The following is a 284-nucleotide window of genomic DNA, read 5'->3' on the forward strand; positions in this document are numbered from 1 at the left end:
TTATAGGTTGTGCCAACAATATCTGCGATTTCCGCATAATCTCGATAAATTTTATATCCCATCACAGATACATTGTCTGTTGATGCGGTCCAGGATAGATCAATCTGTGTGCCTGAAACCCCCACAGCTGATAAATTTAATGGTATGGATGGAGATATTGTGTCCGGGGGGGTGACGGTGACAGTCACTGTATCTGATGTTGTATATTCTCCATCTGCGGCTTCAAGCTGCAACACATATGTTCCGGCGGTATTGAAGTAGACAGGGGTGTTTACAGAATCAAG

Annotated in this window: 1 pseudogene; it reads right to left on the bottom strand. The window is 43.7% G+C overall.

The window, feature by feature from the left end:
• Nucleotides 1–284, bottom strand: a pseudogene (locus ACYQ2M_RS25480) (hypothetical protein); the annotation flags it as partial.

Source organism: Desulfocicer niacini (genome assembly GCF_054657595.1).